This is a genomic window from Stutzerimonas tianxiuensis, assembly GCF_053470365.1.
This window is the reverse complement of sequence record NZ_JBPVWS010000015.1, coordinates 1-15,124: the sequence shown is the minus strand read 5'-3', so window position 1 is coordinate 15,124 and position 15,124 is coordinate 1. Positions and strand designations below refer to the sequence as shown.

The following is a 15,124-nucleotide window of genomic DNA, read 5'->3' as shown; positions in this document are numbered from 1 at the left end:
CCCCACCCCAGCCCTCTCCCCTCAGGGGAGAGGGGGGCAGGCCGTGCAGTAGTTTCGGATGTATTGAAACTGCATCCACTAAGCCATCCTTGGCATTGGCTATCAGGAGTGGTCAACACGTTCAGTACAACCAGAACGCTGAAGAAGAGCGTTCAGTTATTCCAACATCCAACCATTCGCAACGAGTGCCGGTGCGATCCCTGGCAAGTCATGGTCGGCTGCTATCGAATGTTTCGTCGAGAAACCGTTGCATGTCGTTCCACGAGCGTTCGGCTGCGGCTTTGTTGTAAGCCACGTCGACGCCTTTTTCCTGAAACTTGTCAGCGCCTGGATTGGTGAAGCCGTGCTTGGCGCCTGGCAGGTTAACGAATTGATAGTCAGCGCCGGCCTTGACCATTTCCGCGCTCAGGGCCGCGACGTCTTCGGCGCTGACCATGCTGTCTGCGCTGCCGTGTTCGACCAGTACACGCGCCTTGACGCTGCCCGGTGCTGCGCGGGTTTCGGTAGCCAATGCACCGTGGAAACTGACGACAGCCTCTAGCGGGACGCCCTGGCGGGCCATGTCCAGCACGACCTTGCCGCCGAAGCAGTAGCCGACTGCTGCAAGCTTGGCGCTGTCGGTCTGTTGTTGCTGTTTGAGCAGATCCAGGCCGGCGTTGAAGCGGACTTTGGCGGCATCGGCATCGGCCAGTGCGGCTTTCATGAAGCTCATCGCGTCCTTTGGATGCTCGGTGTTCTTGCCCTCGCCGTACATGTCGATCGCCAGAGCGCTGTAACCAAGCCCGGCGAGGTCACGGGCACGGCTTTTGGCATAGTCGTTGAGGCCCCACCATTCATGGACGACCACGACACCCGGGCGCTGGCCTTCGATTGCGTCGTCATAGGCGTAATAGCCGACCATCTTGGTGCCGTCGGCGGCGGTGTAGGGGATTTCCTGAGTCTGAATTTCAGCGTGAGCGAAGGCGCTCACAGCCATCAGGGCTGCACCGAACAGGTGATATCGCATGGGGGACTCCTTGTTGTCGTTGATGTCGAGACGATCCGATAGATAGCTGGAGTTCGACATAGCTGCAACAGGGTTGTTCAGTGGCTTGAGAGAGGGAGGAACCAACTGGTTGGAAGGCCCGAGCCCGTTTCTGGGCTCAGGTTCATCAATGGCGGTCCGGCGCTGTGGGTTACCAGCCAGGCACGCCATGCATATCCGGCAGGCGGTGGGCGATGCCCTTGTGGCAGTCGATACAGGTCGCTTCGCCTTTGCCTAGCGCTGTGGAGTGGAACTCAGCGGCGCGTTTGCTCTGGCGGGTGAAATCCATGAACTCGTAGTTGTGACAGTTGCGGCACTCCAGCGAGTCATTGGCTTTCAGGCGACGCCATTCACGCTCGGCCATTTCCCGGCGCATGCCGAGGAATTTTTCGCGTGTGTTGATGGTGCCGAAGATCTTGCCCCAGACTTCCTTGGAGGCCTGCATCTTGCGCGCGATCTTGTCCGTCCATTCGTGCGGTACATGGCAATCCGGGCAGGTCGCACGCACGCCGGAACGGTTGGTGTAGTGGATGGTGTCCTTGATCTCCATGTACACGTTGTCTTCCATCTCGTGACAGGAAATGCAGAAGGCCTCGGTGTTGGTCGCTTCCAGCGCGGTATTGAAACCGCCCCAGAAGATGATGCCCGCCAGGAAGCCCCCGAGCGTCAGGACGCCCAGGCTGTAGTGCACGCTCGGTCGGCGCAGGACGGTCCAGTAACGTTTGAGAAACGACAGTATCGACTTCATCCAGGCGTCCTCACTGTTCGTTCTGTTTGTTTTCGTGATAGAGCAGCTCGTCGATGTTCTCGAAGTTGTTCTGCACCAACGGTTTCACATCGTGCTGCACCACATGGCACTGGGTGCAAAAGTAGCGACGAGGGGCGACGGCGCCCAGCGTCTGGCTATCGCGATCAGTAAAGTGCGTGATGCTGATCATCGGCGCCTGGGTACGCGCGCTGTTGGCGCGGCTGTGGCAGGACAGGCACTTGTTGCTGTTTTTGTCGACCTGATAACCGCGAATGGTGTGCGGAATGGTCGGTGGCTGCTCCGGATAGTTGCGCTCGCGCTTGAGGTCCTTGTTTTCCTCATCCTTGAGCGGCGGCGGGGTGAACTCCTGGGTGATGGTGCCGCCCGGCCGGCGGCCGTCCGGGGCAGGCGCATCCAGTGGGTAGTCGGGCCCGGCTGCGACGGCCAGGCCAAACACCGCGAGGAGCATCAAAGGCAGTAAACGGTATTTCATGGTGACTCTCCTCAGGCGATGCTGACCACTTCGATCTTCACGGCACACTTCTTGAAGTCGGTTTGCTTGGAGATCGGGTCGGTAGCGTCGAGGGTGACCTTGTTGATCAGTTTGTTGGCATCGAAGAAGGGCACGAAGATCAGCCCCTTCGGTGGCTTGTTGCGACCACGGGTTTCGATGCGGGCCTGCATTTCACCGCGACGACTGATGACCTTGACCACACTGCCGCGGCGGGCCTTGAGGTCACGCGCATCGTCGGGGTGCATGTACACCAGGGCATCGGGTACTGCCTGGTGTAGCTCATCGACACGCTGGGTCATGCTGCCGGTGTGCCAGTGCTCCAGGACGCGGCCGGTGCTGAGCCAGAACGGATACTCTTCGTCCGGCATCTCTGCAGGTGCTTCATAAGGCAGCGCGAAGATGATCGCTTTCTTGTCCGGGTAGCCGTAGAACTGGACGCCTGAGCCTTTCTCGACGTAGGGGTCATGGCCTTCACGATAGCGCCAGAGGGTTTCCTTGCCGTCTACGACGGGCCAGCGCAGGCCGCGCTCCTGGTGATAGCGGTCGAAGTCGGCGAGGTCATGGCCATGGCCGCGGCCGAACTGGGCATATTCCTCGAACAGGCCTTTCTGCACATAGAAACCGTAGTCCTCCGACTCTTGATTTCGATAGCCTTCCTGGATGTCCGACACCGGGAAATTGTCGACCTGACCGTTCTTGAACAGCACCTCGAACAGCGTTTTGCCCTTGAGGTCCGGTGTCTTGGCCAGCAGTTCCGCCGGCCACACTTCCTCAGTGGTGAAACGCTTGGAAAACTCCATCAATTGCCAGAGGTCGGAGCGCGCTTTGCCAGGCGGGCTGACCAGTTGATGCCACAGGTGCGTGCGTCGCTCGGCGTTGCCGTAGGCGCCTTCCTTTTCTACCCACATCGCGGCGGGCAGAATCAGGTCTGCTGCCTGGGCAGATACGGTGGGGTAAACATCGGAAACGATCACGAAGGTTTCCGGGTTCCGCCAGCCCGGCAGCACCTCCTGCATGATGTTCGGCCCGGCCTGCATGTTGTTGGTGGCCTGGGTCCAGTAGACCTTGAGGTTGCCATCCTTCAGCTCGCGGCTTTGCTGCACGGCATGGAAACCGGGCTTTTCCGGGATGGTGCCTTCGGGCAGTTTCCAGATCTTCTCGGTAACGGCCCGATGCTTGGGGTTGGTAACGACCATGTCCGCAGGCAAACGGTGCGAAAAGGTGCCGACTTCACGTGCCGTACCGCAGGCTGACGGCTGTCCGGTCAGCGAGAAGGGGCTGTTGCCGGGCTCGCTGATTTTCCCTGTCAGCAGATGGATGTTGTAGATCATGTTGTTCGCCCAGACCCCGCGTGTGTGCTGGTTGAAACCCATGGTCCAGAACGACATCACTTTCGTTTTCGGATCGGCATAGAGTTCGGCGAGCATCTTCAGCCGTTCTGCCGGAACACCCGATTCGCGAGCCGCACGCTCCAGCGTGTAGGGCTTGAGGAACTCGGCGTAGTCTTCAAAGCTGATGTCGGTCCAACCGCCTGCGGCGGCAGCGTTCTCGGCCTTCATTTCCCGCGCATCGGTTGTGCGCAGGCCATAACCGATGTTGGTATTGCCTTTGGCGAATTTGGTGTGGTTCTTGATGAAGTCCTGATTGACTGCGCCACTCTCGATGATGTGGTTGGCGATGTAGTTGAGGATCACCAGGTCGGTCTGCGGCGTGAACACCATCGGAATATCCGCAAGATCGAAGCTGCGGTGCTCGAAGGTCGACATCACGGCGACTTTCACATGCGGCGCGCTCAGGCGTCGGTCGGTCACACGTGTCCAGAGCACCGGGTGCATCTCGGCCATGTTCGAGCCCCAGAGCACGAACGCGTCGGCAGCCTCGATATCGTCATAGCAACCCATGGGCTCGTCCATGCCGAAGGTACGCATAAAGCCAACGGCGGCGGAAGCCATGCAGTGACGTGCGTTCGGGTCGAGGTTGTTGGAGCGGAAACCGGCCTTCATCAGCTTGCTGGCCGCATAGCCTTCCCAAACGGTCCACTGACCGGAACCGAACATGCCGACGGCGGTGGGGCCGTGGTCCCGCAACGCAGCCTTGTACTTCTCTTCCATGATGTCGAACGCTTGTTCCCAGCTCACTGGCTGGAATTCGCCTTGCTTGTCGTACTTGCCGTCCTTCATTCGCAACAACGGCTCAGTAAGGCGGTCGGCGCCGTACATGATCTTCGACAGGAAATAGCCTTTGACGCAGTTGATGCCGCGGTTGACCTCGGCCTTCACATCGCCATGCGTGGCGACGACGCGGTCGCCGCTGGTGGCGACCATCACACCGCAGCCGGTGCCGCAGAACCGGCACGGCGCCTTGTGCCACTTGAGTGCCGTCGCTTGCGGATCAGTAACGAGATTGCTGGCGCTGGTAGCGATAGGCATGCCTGCCACGCTGGCGGCGATGGCCGCGGCGTTGGCTTTGGCGAATTGACGTCGTGTGAGGCTCATTCAGGCTCTCCTTCGGGGCTGAGGAGTTCGTGGTAAATCAGGGCAGCGTTGAGGACGCCGGGTAATTGTTGGATGTGGCTGATGGTGTCGAGAATGCGGCTTTCATGCTCCGCCTCGAGGACCACCACCACTTTTCCGGCGGCGCTTTCCTGATGCAGCTCTGTGCCAGGCAACAGCATCAGGTTCTGTTTCACTGCATCCATCAGCTCGGGGCGGCAGTGCACGAGCAGGCTCGCGATATGCAAGGCGTTGGTCATTTTTGTTGTGAAGCTCCGCCTGCCCGAAAATGAGCAGGCATACATGGGAGGAGAGTGTTCAGGTCAGCTGCAATCAGCTCGGCGGGCCGGGTGGGCCAAAAAACATCTGGCTTATCCAGACTATGAAGCCGTAGCCGGATACGGTCAGGACGCTTAATAGTGGAAACAGAAAGACCAGCAGAAAGACAAATAGCCGTGTTTCCTCAGGCTTGCCCACTGGTGCGGGATCGGTATGGTGTGGCACTGCGTTCACCTTCAAATCCGAGTGGCGTAGTGGGAGTCTAGTAAGCGTTCCCTGCTTAATCAAAGTCAGCTGTCTATTTGACTAAGGGCTATGGGGGCTAAAACCACTTATATTGATTTGGCGCAATGAACTGGCTCGTGCTGGAGGTGTTTCGTCCGTCGCGCTCGATCGCGATTTGCTGGATACGAGGCTCTGGGACGGTATGTAGGCAGCTTGCTGATAGTAAGGTTGTGCTAGCTTGTGAGGCTTTTTGGGCCCGTGTTGCCCGGGCGTAGAGATTGTTTCATGTCCTGTGACTCGCTTGATTCCCACCTGAAACGCGGCACCGCTGCTTACCGTCGAGCGACCCTGGCGTTGTTCTGCGCCGGGTTCGCAACCTTTGCCATGCTCTATTGCGTGCAGCCACTGCTGCCGCTGCTGGCCTTGCACTTTTCAGTGTCGGCCGCCACCAGCAGCCTGGCCCTTTCATTGACCACGCTGTCACTGGCGCTCTGCCTGTTGATTTCAGGCGGCTTGGCGGAAAGCTGGGGGCGCAAGCATGTCATGGGCGTGGCGCTCCTGTTGGCGGGCTTGCTTGGGCTTGCTTGCGCCCTGGTGGAGTCCTGGACGCTGCTGCTTGTGTTGCGAGCCTTACTGGGGCTCGCACTCAGCGGGCTACCGGCATTGGCGATGGCTTACGTGGGGGAGGAGTTCGATCCCGAATCGTTGCCAGCGGCAATGGGGCTGTATATCGGCGGAACTGCACTAGGTGGCCTCTTGGGCAGGCTCCTGTCGGGCCTGTTAAGCGATCTCGGCGGTTGGCAGCTGGCGCTTGGCGGAATTGCCGGCTTGGGTCTGGTGGCGCTGGGCGCCTTTGTCTGGCTGCTTCCCCCGTCTCGTCATTTCAAGGCTCAACCGCTGTCGCTGCGCGGGTTGCTGAGCAATTTTGCCGAGCACCTGAGCAATCCGACCCTGCGTAATCTCTTCCTTCAGGCTTTTCTGCTGATGGGCGGCTTCGTCGCCTTGTTCAACTACATTGGTTTCCGTCTGGCCGGAGCACCGTTCGGGCTTTCGTCGACCGTTATCGGTCTGCTGTTTACCGTTTACCTAGCCGGAATCTTCAGTGCGGGTTGGGCCGGGCGGCTGGTGCCACGCCTGGGGGCGAGAACGGTGCTGCAAGGCGGTGTCGGGTTGATGCTGCTGGGCGTGGGGTTGTGTTCGACACCCTGGCTGTTCGCGATCGTGGTCGGGCTGGCGCTGTTCACGCTCGGCTTCTTTGCCGCGCACGCCGTGGCCAGCGGACAGGTTGGCGTACATGCCAAGGGCGCCAAGGCGCAGGCCTCGGCGCTCTACCTGTGCGCCTATTATCTGGGTTCGAGTGTGGTGGGTTATGCGGCGGGCTACGTCTGGGAACATGCGGGATGGCTGCCGCTGATGGCGGTGCTGGCTACGCTGTTTCTGATTGCCGCCTGGCGCGCCAGGCGCCTGTAGCGCGCCGTTCGTTCAGTCGATTCGCAGTTCGCCGCTGAAAGCCAGGGTGGCGCGGCAGCTGCGGCAGAAGTAGCGGCGCCCTTTGCGTACCAGGGCATGGCGCTGCGCTGTAAATGGAAAGTCCCGCTCGGGACAGGCGCAGCGGTAGATATAAGCGCTGGTTTGCCGACGGGTGATTGCGTAGCTATGGCAGCGATCAGGCGCCAGTTCATACACGCCGCGCATGATCAATTGCCACTCTTCGCCATGTGGACGAATCCGGCCGCCGAACATTTGATGAGCGATCAGGTGGGCCACTTCGTGAGCCACGGTCTGCTTGAGAAAGTGCTCGCTATTTTCCTGATACAGCTGGGGGTTGAATCGCAGCAAGTTGGTGTTCAGGTGCGCAACACCGGCTTTCTGTCCACGCAGTTTGAAACTGACTTGTGGCCGCTCGAAGCGCTTGTTGAAAAAAGCTTCGGCCTGTTGGTAACAGGCTTCGACTCGAGCGTGTAGCTGATCGGGCATAGGGCCTCCGAGGAAGCCCTGAATTATGCCGCATTCCGCTTGGCTGACAACCACTCACAGCTTAGGGGGAACACGCTCTGGGAGATCATCCTGAGTTCCGTAGGCCTGGTCCTGCTGCACAGTTCGTTCATATGTGGGCGCTAGGGAGAGATTCCAGTACAGGATCGTGGTAACCATCACCGTTACTAGTGTCAGCAACGCTACCCCCCAGATTGAAGCGGCATAGAGGAAGCTCTGTGAGCTGCGTTGACGCATGAATGCAGGCAGTCCGGTAAACAGCAGGTAGGTCGAATAGATGCCGGCGATAAGCAGCACGATGGCGGCAAACCAGCGATTCGGATACAGGCCGGTCAAACCGGCGAGCAAGAACGGCGTGATGACATAGGCAATAAAGCCGATGCACTGGTTGAGGTTAGGACGAACATCAAACGCACGTGCCATCCAGCGTACGAAGAAGCCCATGATCACGGTTCCGATAACGATCGCGAGATACAGCAACAGACAGAGCTGTAGGGCGCTCGCGGTATCGAGCCGAACGCGCTCCTCATCTACCAGACTCCAGCCAACGATGGTGACGCCGATGAAAAGGCACACGGCCGGAACCAGGGCCAGCAGGAGTAGGTGCATCAGGTAGTGCAGCGAGTGAGCATCTTCCTTCTGGCGGATGGTTTCCCAGGCGCGGTCGGGCCGGGTGAACAAACTGATGAATTCTGGGGTCATGAGGCCTCCGATGCTGACGCTTGAGCGGGTCTTGCTGGTTTAGACGCTCGAGCGCGGCAGGGATTCAACGCCATTCTGTCGCAGGCAAAAAAACGGGCCGACGCGGAGGCCATCGCGTCGGCCCGTTTCGTGGTGACGTTAGCGTACGTAGATCGGGCCAACCCCCATGCCCCACATGATCACTGAGAGCGCCAGAATCGCGACCAGGACGACCAGTCCGACAGCCAACACTGAGCTGGAGAACAGGAAGCCCTCATCGGCGTGGATGTTCATGAAGGTCGGCAAGCCGACATAGAGCAGGTAGGTCGTATAGCAGATCGCAGCCGTACCCACGATCATGCCCAGCCAGATATGCGGGTAGAGCGCGGCCAGGCCACCGACGAACAGCGGCGTGGCGGTGTATGCGGCAAACACGATGCATTGAACGAGCGTCGGGCTGGCGTCGTAGGTGCGCGACATCCAATGGATGAAGCCGCCCATGACCGCGACCCCCGCGAGCATCGCCAGGTAAGAGAGGATGGTCAGTTGCAGTGCACTGCTTTCAGTGAGTTTGACTGCTTCGCCTCCGCCAATGCTCCAGCCGACCTGCGTTGTGCCGATGAACGCCGAGATGGCTGGAATCGCGGCCAGTACCGCCACTTCTCCAAGGTGCAGTCGGCCAACGGCGCGTTCTTCTCCGGTTATTTCCTGCCATTCCTGGCCAGGGTGTGCAAACAGTCCCCAAACGTGATTGATCATGCCAGCGTCTCCTCGGTTTTGGAGGGTCGCTTCGCCTGGCGTGCCGTCAGTTGGACGGGCGTGCGACCTTAAGTCGCAGTATAGGAAGAGGACGGTACGGCGCACTGAGCCGGATTAGAGCATTTGGGAGCTATGAGCCTATCGGTAATAGCGTTGCAGTATTTCCATCGCCAGATTGATTGACTGCAGGCGTGTCGTACTGCCGCCCCGGTCCGGATGATGGATGCTGACCAGCTGGCGATAGCGCCGCTTGATAGTGTGCAAGCTCAATGGCGCAGCGTCCTGGTCCAGTTCGAACAGCTCCAGAGCAGCGCGCTTCTGATCTGGGTCCCAGCTTTCGTTGCGCTCACCCAGATGATCGCCGCGCATGCGCGACCAGAAGCTCGCCAGCAGGCGTTCTACTTCAGCCTCATCGGTATCGCGAAGGTTGGTCATGTCGAGGTAGTAATCGCGCAGCGGATCGTTTTCAACAATACCGCTGACCCCTGGGACGTAGGGTTGAAGCTGGACGCACAGCGGCGAGATCTGCACGGTATGGCTCGTCTCGCCCCAGAGCTGGTCGCGCAAGCGATATAGCGCATTGAATACCAGGAAATGGGTACGGAACAGCACGAGCTTGTCGAGCAGCGGAAGGTTGGGGATATGCGTGCTATGGCGGGCCTTGAGCTGTTGAATCAACTCATATTCGCTGCAGCCTTCCGGCTGCTCGCGCAGCAGCACGAGTATCTGCTCGGCCAAGTCCATTTCGGGTTCGAGATCGTCGTTCATGTCGAAAAGCCTAGCACAAGGCCAGCGTTGCAAACGGCTGGATGGATGGGGTGGGGCACTGGTGCCTTTTGCGCGTAAAATGCGCGCCTTTCGCATCTCACCGGACTCCTGAAATGGGCAACCTCTCGGTCAACCGAAACAAACTGCAGAAGCGTCTGCGTCGCCTTGCCGGCGAGGCGGTCACTGATTTCAACATGATCGAGGAAGGCGACAAGGTGATGGTCTGCCTGTCCGGCGGCAAGGACAGCTACACCATGCTCGACGTGCTGCTGTACCTGCAAAAGGTTGCGCCGATCAAGTTCGAGATCGTGGCCGTCAACATGGACCAGAAGCAACCCGGCTTCCCCGAGCACGTGCTGCCCGAATACCTGAAGTCCATCGGCGTTGAGTACCACATCGTCGAGAAAGACACCTATTCGGTGGTCAAGGAGAAGATCCCGGAAGGCAAGACCACCTGCTCGCTGTGCTCGCGCCTGCGTCGCGGCACGCTCTATACCTTTGCCGACGAGATCGGTGCGACCAAGATGGCGCTCGGTCACCACCGTGACGACATCCTCGAGACGTTCTTCCTCAACATGTTCTATGGCGGCACGCTAAAAGCCATGCCGCCCAAGCTACTTTCCGATGATGGCCGCAACGTGGTCATTCGCCCGTTGGCCTATTGCAGCGAGGCGGATATCGAAGCCTATTCCCAGATGAAAGAGTTCCCGATCATCCCGTGCAACCTATGCGGCTCGCAGGAAAACCTGCAGCGCCAGGTGGTCAAGGAGATGCTGCAGGAGTGGGAGCGCAAATCGCCGGGCCGCGTCGAGATCATGTTCCGTGCCTTGCAGAACGTGGTGCCCTCGCAACTGGCCGATCGTAATCTGTTCGATTTCACCAGCCTGCGCATCGACAACGACGCCACGCCACGCTTCCTCGATGTGATGAGCTTGTAACGGCAGCCGCGGGCTTCAAGCCATAAGTCCCAAGCGAACGCTTGTAGGGTGGGCGGTGCACCGCTTCAGCCCACCACGGCAGTGGGGGCTTGGGAACGGTCGGATAGCGCTTCGCTGCAGTCCCGTACACCTGACTCCAGCGACTCGCGCTGTCCTTTAACGTGAGGTTTGCGCCCGGCTCGCCAACCGAGCAGGCGCACGCTATTGCAGGTGATATCAGCTAGGTCGGACCTGCTTCAGCGTCTCAGCGATCATGAACGCCATCTCCAGCGACTGATCGGCGTTCAAGCGGGGATCGCAATGGGTGTGGTAGCGGTCGGAGAGCCCGTCCTCGGTAATCGGGCGTGAGCCGCCGATGCACTCGGTGACGTTCTGCCCAGTCATTTCAATATGAATCCCGCCGGGGTAGCTGCCTTCGGCGCGGTGCACGTCGAAGAACTGCCTCACCTCCGCCAGCACCCGTGCAAAGTCCCGGGTCTTGTAGCCGCTGGAGGCCTTCATGGTGTTGCCGTGCATCGGGTCGGAGCTCCACAGCACCTGACGACCTTCTTGCTGCACAGTCTGAATCAGGCGAGGCAAGCCTTCCTGAACCTTGTCTGCACCCATCCGCACGATAAGGTTCAGGCGGCCGGGATCATTCTCTGGATTGAGGATATCGATAAGGCGAATCAGATCCTCGCTGGCCATGCTTGGCCCCACCTTCACCCCGATGGGGTTGCCCACGCCGCGGAGGAACTCCACATGGGCGCCGTCCAGCTGCCGCGTGCGGTCGCCAATCCAGAGCATGTGCGCAGAGCAGTCGTACCAACCACCGCTGAGGCTGTCCTGGCGCACGAACGCCTGCTCGTAGTTCAGCAGTAATGCCTCATGAGCGGTGAAGAAGCTGGTTTCGCGCAGCTGGGGCGCATTGTCCATTCCACAGGCGCGCATGAACCTCAGCGCTTGATCAATTCGTGCGCCCAAGCGGTGATACTTCTCCGCCATCTGGGAGTTGGCGATGAAATCAAGATTCCACTGATGCACTTGGTGCAGGTCGGCGAAACCGCCTTGGGCGAAGGCGCGCAGCAGGTTCAGGCTGGACGTGGATTGGTGGTATGCCTGCAGCAGGCGCTCCGGGTCCGGCACGCGGCTTTTCTCATCGAAGCCGATACCGTTGACGATGTCGCCGCGGTACGCCGGGAGGGTCACGCCGTCGATAGTCTCGTCGCCGGAAGAGCGCGGTTTGGCGAACTGGCCGGCCATGCGACCAACCTTTACTACAGGGCATCCGGCGGCGAAGGTCATCACGATCGCCATCTGCAGCAGTACTTTGAAGGTGTCGCGGATTTTCGGTGCGGAGAACTCGGCGAAGCTTTCCGCGCAATCACCACCCTGCAGCAGAAACGCGCGGCCTTGGGTGACCTCAGCGAATTGCCGGCGCAGCTCCCGTGCCTCGCCAGCGAACACCAGCGGCGGCAAACTCGCCAGCGTCCTCTCGACGCGCTGCAGATGCGCGGCGTCCGGGTATTCGGGCTGCTGCTGGATAGGTTTGGTTCTCCAGCTGGTGGGGCTCCAGGCGTGGGTCATGGAAATTGATTCCGTCCGCAAAAAAGTGCCCGGATTTTACCTGATGCGACAGCTCAGCGCTGATAGCCCTTGCCAATCGGGCTGGTAAGATGCGCCGACCGGTTTGGGAGTGAACGCAGGTGGACAAGCAGGAAGTGTTGCTGGCTGAAGTGCATGACGCGTTCGGCCTGATCCGTGTGCTGGAAGTGGGCGAGTACCGATTTCTAGAGTTCGGCGCGGCGGTCGAGCAGAGCTGCGTGTTTACCCAAGATCCGAGCTGGTTGGAGTACGACTATACGCGCGCCATGTTGATGGGCGGCTTGCTGCACGCTGCTCCGGAAACCGCGCTTTTTCTCGGGCTGGGCGCTGGCACCCTGACCCAGGCATGCCTCGAATTCCTGCCGCTGGAAGACGTCGAGGCCATCGAACTGCGGCCGGACGTGCCTGAGCTGGCGATGCGTTATATGGGCCTGCAGAACGATTCGCGGCTCTACATCCGCATTGGCGATGCGGTGGAACTGCTGGATTCGGCCGAAACCGCGGACCTGATATTTGTCGACCTTTATACAGACGTAGGCCCGGCGGCGGCGCACCTGGCGTGGCGTTTTCTCCAGAGTTGCCAGCAAAAGCTGAGCCCAGATGGCTGGTTGATCATCAATCAGTGGGGTACCGACGAGGACAAGCCGCTGGGCGCGGCGTTGCTTCGTGGCTTGTTTCACCGCCACTATTGGGAATGCCCGGTGAAGGAGGGCAACGTCATCCTGTTCGTGCCCGCCGAGCTGGAACAGGCGCTCGACGAGGCTGGCCTGCGTGAGCGCGCCGCAGCGCTGGCGCCGCGGCTGGGCTACACGCTGGATTCACTGATCGGCGCACTTCGGCCGGCGAGCTGAGCGCGCGATGAGCTGCTGACCAACGTTATTGATGTCTGTTCGTGCAAACCATGTACAGCACTGTCTCCGGCGGGAGCTAGCTGCGCTCGCGAAGACCGGCGCAAACGCTTCGCCAGCAGCCGAACGCTCTGGTTAGAGCACTCCAGGCTCATTCGCTAGTGCCGGTCCCGCCGGAGATCTGCTGTCCGGAACCTAACTCCAAAGACAAATTACACGCACAGCTTCACAGAATTCCGGTATAGTACGCGCCGGCTGAAACCCAGCCTGCGTTCAGGTACTGCAACACACGAAGCGCTGCTTCGGCTGCTTTCCGCTTCTCGCGGCTGTCCTAGACGATTCATCATTCATTACGTTTTCGCAAACCCCGCCGACCAGGCTGCCAGGGTGACCTTCGGGTTTTGCATGGCATGCGCAGCTTCGGAACATGGGTCTTTGCGGAGCATCAGGAAAAGACCCATGACCCAGGAAATCGGCGGCTTTGCCGCACTCGGTATTCATCCCTCCGTACTCGCTGCTGTCATTGCAGTAGGTTACGAAGAGCCTTCGGCCATTCAGAGCCAGGCTATCCCGGTAATTCTCGGCGGCCACGACATGATCGGCCAGGCCCAGACCGGTACCGGTAAAACCGCAGCCTTCGCGCTGCCTATCCTCTCCAAGATCGATCCGGCCAAGCGTGAGCCACAAGCGCTGATTCTAGCGCCGACTCGTGAACTGGCCCTGCAGGTTGCCACTGCGTTCGAAACGTACTCCAAGCAGATGCCAGGCGTTGGCGTCGTCGCCGTTTACGGTGGCGCTCCGATGGGGCCGCAGCTCAAGGCCATCCGCCAGGGCGCGCAGATCATCGTCGCCACCCCAGGTCGTCTGGTCGACCACCTGAGCCGTAACGGCACGCTGCTGTCGACCATCCAGTACCTCGTTCTCGACGAAGCTGACGAAATGCTCAAGCTTGGCTTCATGGACGACCTCGAAGTCATCTTCGAAGCCATGCCGGAAAGCCGTCAGACTGTGCTGTTCTCCGCGACCCTGCCGCATTCGATTCGCGCAATCGCCGAGAAGCACCTGCGCGAGCCGCAGCACATCAAGGTGGCTACCAAGACCCAGACCGTGACCGCCATCGAGCAGGCGCACCTGATGGTCCATGCTGATCAGAAGATTGCTGCCGTGCTGCGCCTGCTCGAAGTTGAAGACTTCGACGCACTGATCGCCTTCGTGCGCACCAAGCAGGCCACGCTGGATCTCGCCGCCGCGTTGGAAGCCAAGGGCTACAAAGCCGCCGCGCTGAACGGTGACATCGCCCAGAACCAGCGTGAGCGCGTGATCGAGTCGCTCAAGGATGGCCGTCTGGACATCGTTGTCGCCACCGACGTCGCTGCCCGTGGCCTCGACGTATCGCGTATCACCCACGTCTTCAACGTCGACATGCCTTACGACCCGGAATCCTACGTGCACCGTATCGGCCGTACCGGCCGTGCCGGTCGTGAAGGCCGTGCGTTGCTGCTGGTCACCCCGCGTGAGCGCCGCATGCTGCAGGTCATCGAGCGTGTAACCAACCAGAAGGTTGCCGAAGCCCGTCTTCCGAACGGGCAGCAAGTACTTGAGGCGCGCATCAAGAAGCTGACCAACAGCCTGGCTCCGCTCGTGGCCGACGCCGAAGCCAGTCATGGCGAATTGCTCGATAAGCTAGTTGCCGACACCGGCTGCAGCCTGCGTGCACTGGCCGCCGCCTTGTTGCGTAAAGCCACTAATGGTCAGGCGTTGACCTTGGCCGAAGTCGAAAGAGAGCAGCCGCTGGTTCCGACCAGCAGCCCGCGCGAGCGCTCCGATCGTCCTGAGCGTAGCGGTGACCGCGAGCGCCGTGCACCGATCCCGTTGGCCGAAGGTCGCGCCCGCTGCCGTACAGCATTGGGTGCCCGCGACGGCATCGCCGCACGCAACCTGCTCGGCGCCATCCTCAACGAAGGCGGCCTGGCCCGTGAAGACATCGGTCGCATCCAAGTGCGCGACAGCTTCAGCCTGGTCGAACTACCGGAAGAAGGCCTCGAGCGCCTTCTGGGTAAACTCAAGGACACCCGCGTCGGCGGTAAGCAGCTCAAACTGCGTCGCTATCGCGAAGATTGATGCTTGGATGTAGCGGCATGCGATGAGGCTGGGCCTCGTCAGAAATAGAAAGGGTGGACTTCGGTCCACCTTTTTTTTGGTGCGCCAGGCATGGCGCGTTGCGCGCAAGCGCAACCAGCTTGGCTGTGGTGGCCACGCTGGTGACTGG

The 15,124-nt window shown here is 60.2% G+C and carries 15 protein-coding genes; 4 read left to right on the top strand and 11 right to left on the bottom strand.

Features of this window, described 5'->3' with window-relative positions:
- Nucleotides 1–208: 208 nt before the first annotated feature.
- The 6 genes from ACSSNI_RS17675 to ACSSNI_RS17650 all read right to left on the bottom strand — a co-directional run bounded on the left by ACSSNI_RS17675 (nt 209) and on the right by ACSSNI_RS17650 (nt 5,282).
- Nucleotides 209–1,006 (bottom strand): dienelactone hydrolase family protein, encoded by a 798-nt coding sequence (locus ACSSNI_RS17675; protein WP_448259804.1) that lies wholly within the window; start codon nt 1,004–1,006, stop codon nt 209–211.
- 169 nt (nt 1,007–1,175) lie between these two features.
- Nucleotides 1,176–1,772, bottom strand: coding sequence for a cytochrome c3 family protein (locus ACSSNI_RS17670; protein WP_019341552.1), 597 nt, complete (start codon nt 1,770–1,772; stop codon nt 1,176–1,178).
- 10 nt (nt 1,773–1,782) lie between these two features.
- Nucleotides 1,783–2,265, bottom strand: coding sequence for a nitrate reductase cytochrome c-type subunit (locus ACSSNI_RS17665; protein ID WP_102834686.1), 483 nt, complete (start codon nt 2,263–2,265; stop codon nt 1,783–1,785).
- An 11-nt stretch (nt 2,266–2,276) separates the two neighbouring features.
- A complete protein-coding gene (gene napA, locus ACSSNI_RS17660) occupies nt 2,277–4,781 on the bottom strand; it encodes a nitrate reductase catalytic subunit NapA (protein ID WP_148924828.1) in 2,505 nt (834 codons plus the stop codon).
- Nucleotides 4,778–5,038, bottom strand: a complete 261-nt coding sequence (locus tag ACSSNI_RS17655) for a chaperone NapD (RefSeq protein WP_102834684.1) — start codon at nt 5,036–5,038, stop codon at nt 4,778–4,780. Before ACSSNI_RS17655 ends, napA begins: the two co-directional genes overlap by 4 nt.
- Before the next feature lie 73 nt (nt 5,039–5,111).
- Nucleotides 5,112–5,282, bottom strand: a complete 171-nt coding sequence (locus ACSSNI_RS17650) for a nitrate reductase (protein ID WP_187433523.1) — start codon at nt 5,280–5,282, stop codon at nt 5,112–5,114.
- Between the two features lie 285 nt (nt 5,283–5,567).
- Here ACSSNI_RS17650 and ACSSNI_RS17645 point away from each other — a divergent pair, with 285 nt between their 5' ends.
- Entirely contained in the window at nt 5,568–6,752 is a 1,185-nt protein-coding gene (locus ACSSNI_RS17645) for an MFS transporter (protein WP_200637915.1), read from the top strand.
- A gap of 12 nt (nt 6,753–6,764) precedes the next feature.
- Here the strand turns inward: ACSSNI_RS17645 and ACSSNI_RS17640 are convergent, their stop codons facing one another.
- The 4 genes from ACSSNI_RS17640 to ACSSNI_RS17625 all read right to left on the bottom strand — a co-directional run bounded on the left by ACSSNI_RS17640 (nt 6,765) and on the right by ACSSNI_RS17625 (nt 9,485).
- The gene (locus ACSSNI_RS17640; RefSeq protein WP_148924831.1) at nt 6,765–7,259 is read right to left on the bottom strand and encodes a SprT family zinc-dependent metalloprotease; all 495 of its coding nucleotides are present in this window, start codon (nt 7,257–7,259) and stop codon (nt 6,765–6,767) included.
- A gap of 54 nt (nt 7,260–7,313) precedes the next feature.
- Complete coding sequence (locus tag ACSSNI_RS17635; RefSeq protein WP_102834681.1) at nt 7,314–7,979, bottom strand: Yip1 family protein; 666 nt, start codon at nt 7,977–7,979, stop codon at nt 7,314–7,316.
- Between the two features lie 138 nt (nt 7,980–8,117).
- The gene (locus tag ACSSNI_RS17630) at nt 8,118–8,717 is read right to left on the bottom strand and encodes a Yip1 family protein (protein WP_102834680.1); all 600 of its coding nucleotides are present in this window, start codon (nt 8,715–8,717) and stop codon (nt 8,118–8,120) included.
- A gap of 138 nt (nt 8,718–8,855) precedes the next feature.
- Nucleotides 8,856–9,485 (bottom strand): DNA-J related domain-containing protein, encoded by a 630-nt coding sequence (locus tag ACSSNI_RS17625; protein ID WP_159968606.1) that lies wholly within the window; start codon nt 9,483–9,485, stop codon nt 8,856–8,858.
- A gap of 113 nt (nt 9,486–9,598) precedes the next feature.
- Here ACSSNI_RS17625 and ttcA point away from each other — a divergent pair, with 113 nt between their 5' ends.
- Complete coding sequence (ttcA, locus tag ACSSNI_RS17620; protein WP_448259798.1) at nt 9,599–10,423, top strand: tRNA 2-thiocytidine(32) synthetase TtcA; 825 nt, start codon at nt 9,599–9,601, stop codon at nt 10,421–10,423.
- A gap of 216 nt (nt 10,424–10,639) precedes the next feature.
- Here the strand turns inward: ttcA and ACSSNI_RS17615 are convergent, their stop codons facing one another.
- Nucleotides 10,640–11,989, bottom strand: a complete 1,350-nt coding sequence (locus ACSSNI_RS17615) for a class II 3-deoxy-7-phosphoheptulonate synthase (protein WP_159968605.1) — start codon at nt 11,987–11,989, stop codon at nt 10,640–10,642.
- A 119-nt stretch (nt 11,990–12,108) separates the two neighbouring features.
- Between ACSSNI_RS17615 and ACSSNI_RS17610 the strand changes: the two genes are divergently transcribed.
- Nucleotides 12,109–12,858, top strand: coding sequence for a spermidine synthase (locus ACSSNI_RS17610; RefSeq protein ID WP_448259796.1), 750 nt, complete (start codon nt 12,109–12,111; stop codon nt 12,856–12,858).
- Nucleotides 12,859–13,314: 456 nt separating this feature from the next.
- Nucleotides 13,315–14,976, top strand: a complete 1,662-nt coding sequence (locus tag ACSSNI_RS17605; RefSeq protein WP_448259794.1) for a DEAD/DEAH box helicase — start codon at nt 13,315–13,317, stop codon at nt 14,974–14,976.
- The last annotated feature ends 148 nt before the right edge of the window (nt 14,977–15,124 follow it).

Bases quoted from the DNA above. Each gene is read 5' to 3' on its own strand.
- ACSSNI_RS17675 (WP_448259804.1), bottom strand. From the start codon at position 1,006: ATGCGATATCACCTGTTCGGTGCAGCCCTGATGGCTGTGAGCGCCTTC.
- ACSSNI_RS17670 (WP_019341552.1), bottom strand. From the start codon at position 1,772: ATGAAGTCGATACTGTCGTTTCTCAAACGTTACTGGACCGTCCTGCGC.
- ACSSNI_RS17665 (WP_102834686.1), bottom strand. From the start codon at position 2,265: ATGAAATACCGTTTACTGCCTTTGATGCTCCTCGCGGTGTTTGGCCTG.
- napA (WP_148924828.1), bottom strand. From the start codon at position 4,781: ATGAGCCTCACACGACGTCAATTCGCCAAAGCCAACGCCGCGGCCATC.
- ACSSNI_RS17655 (WP_102834684.1), bottom strand. From the start codon at position 5,038: ATGACCAACGCCTTGCATATCGCGAGCCTGCTCGTGCACTGCCGCCCC.
- ACSSNI_RS17645 (WP_200637915.1), top strand. From the start codon at position 5,568: ATGTCCTGTGACTCGCTTGATTCCCACCTGAAACGCGGCACCGCTGCT.
- ACSSNI_RS17640 (WP_148924831.1), bottom strand. From the start codon at position 7,259: ATGCCCGATCAGCTACACGCTCGAGTCGAAGCCTGTTACCAACAGGCC.
- ACSSNI_RS17635 (WP_102834681.1), bottom strand. From the start codon at position 7,979: ATGACCCCAGAATTCATCAGTTTGTTCACCCGGCCCGACCGCGCCTGG.
- ACSSNI_RS17630 (WP_102834680.1), bottom strand. From the start codon at position 8,717: ATGATCAATCACGTTTGGGGACTGTTTGCACACCCTGGCCAGGAATGG.
- ACSSNI_RS17625 (WP_159968606.1), bottom strand. From the start codon at position 9,485: ATGAACGACGATCTCGAACCCGAAATGGACTTGGCCGAGCAGATACTC.
- ttcA (WP_448259798.1), top strand. From the start codon at position 9,599: ATGGGCAACCTCTCGGTCAACCGAAACAAACTGCAGAAGCGTCTGCGT.
- ACSSNI_RS17615 (WP_159968605.1), bottom strand. From the start codon at position 11,989: ATGACCCACGCCTGGAGCCCCACCAGCTGGAGAACCAAACCTATCCAG.
- ACSSNI_RS17605 (WP_448259794.1), top strand. From the start codon at position 13,315: ATGACCCAGGAAATCGGCGGCTTTGCCGCACTCGGTATTCATCCCTCC.